Source organism: Gordonia sp. VNK21 (assembly GCF_046098115.1).
Taxonomy (GTDB): domain Bacteria; phylum Actinomycetota; class Actinomycetes; order Mycobacteriales; family Mycobacteriaceae; genus Gordonia.
This window is the reverse complement of sequence record NZ_JBJURU010000030.1, coordinates 1-4,742: the sequence shown is the minus strand read 5'-3', so window position 1 is coordinate 4,742 and position 4,742 is coordinate 1. Positions and strand designations below refer to the sequence as shown.

At 59.4% G+C, this 4,742-nt stretch carries 3 protein-coding genes; 1 reads left to right on the top strand and 2 read right to left on the bottom strand.

What is annotated here, in order from left to right; genetic code table 11:
- A partial coding sequence (locus ACJMNC_RS18105) for an IS630 family transposase (RefSeq protein ID WP_408949338.1) occupies window positions 1-937 on the top strand: 937 nt, incomplete at its 5' end.
- Window positions 938-1,565: 628 nt separating this feature from the next.
- Here the strand turns inward: ACJMNC_RS18105 and ACJMNC_RS18100 are convergent.
- Both ACJMNC_RS18100 and ACJMNC_RS18095 read right to left on the bottom strand, forming a co-directional pair.
- A complete protein-coding gene (locus ACJMNC_RS18100; RefSeq protein WP_408949337.1) occupies window positions 1,566-4,421 on the bottom strand; it encodes an NACHT domain-containing protein in 2,856 nt (951 codons plus the stop codon).
- A gap of 182 nt (window positions 4,422-4,603) precedes the next feature.
- A complete protein-coding gene (locus tag ACJMNC_RS18095; RefSeq protein ID WP_408948552.1) occupies window positions 4,604-4,732 on the bottom strand; it encodes a hypothetical protein in 129 nt (42 codons plus the stop codon).
- Window positions 4,733-4,742: the final 10 nt, after the last annotated feature.

Below are 4,742 nucleotides of genomic sequence, written 5' to 3'. Positions count from 1 at the left end.
TGCCGCGCAAGGACTTCCGAATGTGCGGATTCAGGAGCTGACCGGGGCGTCGAGTGCGACGGTGGTCAAGGGGCGGGCCCGGTACCTCCGCGACGGACTCGACGGCCTGGCCGATGCGGCCCGGCCCGGCCGGCCGCGGCTGGTCGAGCACACCGATGTCGTGGCGGCGACCCTCGCCCCGCCGCCGAAGAAGTACGGGGTCACCCACTGGTCCTCACGGCTGCTGGCACGGCCTTTGAAGATCGGGAACGCCACGGTCGCCCGGGCGTGGCGCGAATACGGCATACACCCCTGGCGGGCCGGGACGTTCAAGTACTCCACCGATCCCGAACTCGTCGCCAAGGTCACCGACGTCGTCGGCCTCTACCTCGCACCCCCGGAGAACGCGATCGTGCTCAGCGTGGACGAGAAATCCCAGATCCAGGCCCTGGACCGGACCGCGTCGATGCTGCCCATGCAGCCCGGACAGATCGAGCGCCGCACCCACGACTACAAACGCCACGGCACCAGCACTCTGTTCGCCGCCCTGGACATCGCGACCGGGCACGTAACCGCCGCGGTCAAACCACGCCACCGCCACCAGGAGTTCCTGGCATTTCTGCGCCAGCTCGACCGCACCTACCCGGGCGAGAACCTGCACCTGGTGATGGACAACTACGCCACCCACAAGACACCGGAAATCAAGGCCTGGCTCGCCGCGCACGAGAACTTCCACGTGCACTTCACCCCGACCTCCGCCTCCTGGCTCAACCTCGTCGAGGTCTGGTTCGGCATCCTCGACCGCCAAGCCATCCGCCGCGGGATCTTCACCTCCGTCACAGACCTCAACACCAAGATCCGCGCCTTCATCGCCGGCTGGAACGACCGCAAACACCCCTTCATCTGGACCAAACCCGCCGACGAAATCGTCAAGAAGGCCCAACCAGCCACGAATTAATGAAACGCGACACTAGCATGCACCTACTCGGGGGATCCGGCCTGCCGGTCAGGTGGTGGCCGCCGCTCATCCGCTAATCATCAACCTAGACGCTGCTGCTCACGACACCCGGTTCGCCGCCTCAGTGTCGCTCGGCAATGTCTGGTGCGGGCACTTCGACAAGACACTGGCGATCGCGGACTTCTCTGCCTTAGTGGCCCACCGCCGGTATCGAGCCTTGATTGCGACCTGGCGAGCAACATAGGTACAACGGAACGCCTTGTTAGGCGGTATCCACGTCGCCGCATCGCCATCGCTCTTCGCAGTTTTCGCGTGGGTTCGCCAAAACTGAGAGACAACGAGCACTGAACTCGGACCCCTCTTGACCATACACTGGCATCTGCGCCTTGGGTTCGGCCTGGACACGCCCCGCCCCTAGGCGCTCGTTCAATGGTTAGCGGGGCTTGGGCCGGCACCAGATGCCGACTGCATGCTAAACATCGACCACGCCACCACGACGTAGCCCGCAATCGAGCAGTGCGCGGCTGCACCACAGCCGTCGACGACCAGTCGCGGTGGTGTACTCGGAGGTCCTCATGACAGCGAGGCCCCGACACCACATGGCCTCTGCTGGAAGCGGACTGCGCGTTCATTCCGCTCCAGAGAGCAGCGCTCCCACGGCGCGTCGAGAACGCATCGCGGCAGCGACGCGCGTGACTACGGCGGACGCTGCCCAGTCTTCAGAAGGGCCAAGACTCCCAAGACACACCCTGAGGAGATCGGAAGCTTCGCTGCTATCGAGTACTTCATCGAGGCTCGGCGCGACGCGGGTACCAGCGTCAACAATCGGCCAGAGATCACCTTCCCTGGTGCGACACAGCTTCAGCGCTTCGAGGTCTTCCATTGCGCGTTCGACGAGTTGCGCCTCTGCAGGTTCGATGGCCGGAGCCAGTTCGTCGAACGTAGGCCGGATGAGCTCAGCGACGGAAACCTCCTGCAAGTCGAGAAATTTAGGCAGTCGAACCGTCCACATCTCGACTGCACGTTGGAGATCCTTCTCGGTGTAGGCCCCAGGTATCGGACCCAACCCGTACTGCCCATACTTCATGAGGACCTTCGCGATGGCGGAACGCTCTCCAGTGGCCCCTAGCGCCTTGCGAATCGCATTTCGGATGTGTTGGCTGTCGATTTGGCTCCGCGCAGCGGCAAGCTGCAGCGCACTTGCCACTGATCGAGGCTCCAACGGCAGCGGCCCCTGCAGACAACGCAGGACAACTTCGATGAGGCGCTTCTGATCTTTGGGCCGGTCGGCGGCGAGCCCGTCCTCGAGGAGATTCGCAGCCAACTCGGGACCGGTCGGGCACAACCATGCAGGCCAATTCCCGATATCGTCACAGGTCTCCACGATCTCGAGAAGCATCTGTCGGCGGGGCCGACTATCGTTCGCCATCTTACCCGCTGCAAACAGCCAGGTATTACGCCAGTGGGGACTCAATGCAGTCATTTCAAGGTTAACGCGGGTTTGTTCATCAGCACCTCCAACCAGTCGAGTCCCGGCCATCAACTCTTGCAAGCTCCGCACATCGAATGAAACAGTGTCATTCTGGTCTGCGGTAAGTAGAACAAGACGCTGCGTGGCAACGTCAAAGATCCTCTCCGAAAACGCAGCGACTGTCGTCTCGTCATGCTCATCTTCACGCATATACCTCTGGGCAATATCGAAGAGTTCAGACCGCGGCATTTTAGCGACGGACTCATCCGTTTCCTCACAGCGAATCTGAAGAATCAACCCAACTATCTGATGTAGCTCAACGATTGCTGAACGATGATCACGAAAGAATGATCTATTGGCCGTGCTCTTGTTCGCCTCTCTCTTAAAAACGGTGTCGAAGTAGTTCCAGAATAACTGATAGCGAGTCGTCGGCAGATCTCCGGAACCACCTAGAATTATGGTCATTATAAGGACTTGCAGCGGAGTCCTGAGCAATCTTTCAACTGCCGCATTCTTCGCAGCCTCATCGAACCTCTCGAGAATACGAAGTCGATGGTTTTGGTCGCCATCGAGCCGTTGCGACGTAATGTGAGATGCATATTCAGCAGCCTCAGATGCAGTTAACTCATCTAAGTCAATTTGATCAAACTCGTCAGGGATAAATCGTTCGGTGTAGCCTGTGCGGCGGGTGGTAATCACGATCATGAGGTCCGCATCCTTCGCATCCGACCACTCCAAGAGTCCGGTAATCTCGTCAACTACGCGATGCCGATGCTGAGGCATCGTCACCTCATCGTATCCGTCAAATATTAGGAGGGTCGGCCAAGCCTGCATCCAGTCAGACAACGAGGCCGGCTCCACAGACAACTCAGTACTCCTGGTGACCAGGTCTGAAAGCCATCGCTTTATGTTGGGACCTCCCGAGGGCCCCATGTCGTTGGCCATATCTGCAAGGTCAACCCGAAGCGCCCAACGGGGATTCTTTGGACCGGATACACGGATCCTCTCGAGAGATTTCTCAGTGCGTTCAATCAGATCGATAATGCTGTCTTGATTCGCTTCGCGGCGAATGAAATTCGCCCGATAGACCTGGGTGAGGTACTTAGCAACGGTACTCTTCCCATTTCCGGGCGCTCCAGTTATTACCAAGTGCCGAGGGCGGGTCGACTGCCACACCGTTTTTCTGGCAACCAGGTCCGCGCGGTTGACAATCTCGGAGATCAACGAAGGAATCCGCTGACCGTCGCACTTCGCAGGCAGGTCGACGATGGCTTTATCGATCTGGTGGCGAGATTCAGGTGTGTCACCAGCCTCATCAAATCGTAGCCACTGTTCATTTCGAAGAGTGCTTTGCGCATGGTCAACCAACAGGGGGGCCAACTGCTGAGGATCAATCTTCCCCGGATGCAGAGTCGTCAATCGAGACAATAGATCGCCCACAGTGAGAAGAGCTGGAAACGCGTCACGTATCGAAGAATTTGCAGACACGATCGCATTCAGCATATCGCGGTGCCACACATGAACTTTGGCAAGTCCGCGGCGGCGGAGAGTCCCCACGGGTCTGCCTTCGCCATCGACACGATCCCGATCGAGTTGCGATGAGATGTAGTTCTTGATCTCATCAATGCCACCAGTCACGTCCTTGGCCGACAAGCGCGCATTGGTCACGAACAGAAGGTTATCCGGCAATTTACTGCGTTCCCCCGATGCCCATGTATCGAGTTCGCCGCGGACCTGACCCTTGAGCCATGCTAGGTCTCGACTTGGACTGGTGGGACGCTCACATTGCTTGGCCTGCACAACGGTGTAGCCCGTCCATGCCTCGTCCGGCCCCACTGCTCCGCCCGCCACTGCCGGCCACTCGATGGCGCCGGTATAGGTAGCTTCGCGGCCACCATCCGTCCCTGAGCCGTAGACTTCGACTCCGGGGCCGAGGAGCGCCACAGCCAAGGCAACTGACAACTGCTCAAATGCTCGCGTCCCAAGTTCTTCAAATGCCCAATCAGTTGCCATAGTTGGCAACATACCCGGCCGCAGCAATGAAGCGCCCTGGGTTCCGTTCCGAGTCTCAGCAAGGAGAATCGGAACATGCCCAAGAAATTCAGTCCAGAACTGCGTGACCGCGCCGTGCGCATGTGACAGGTCCCCGATATCCGGTCCAGGTAGTTCTAGAGCCAGTTCTTACTTGTCGTTGATCAGTTGATCTCGCACCCGACCGGGTGGTGTCGGTGGGTGCATCCGGCAGCGTACTCGGCCGGGGTCTTGTAGCCCAGCGCCGAGTGCCGGTGCCGGTGATTGTGGTCGTCCTTGAAGTCCTCGATCACCACGCGCGCC

Bases quoted from the DNA above. Each gene is read 5' to 3' on its own strand.
- ACJMNC_RS18100 (WP_408949337.1), bottom strand. From the start codon at position 4,421: ATGGCAACTGATTGGGCATTTGAAGAACTTGGGACGCGAGCATTTGAG.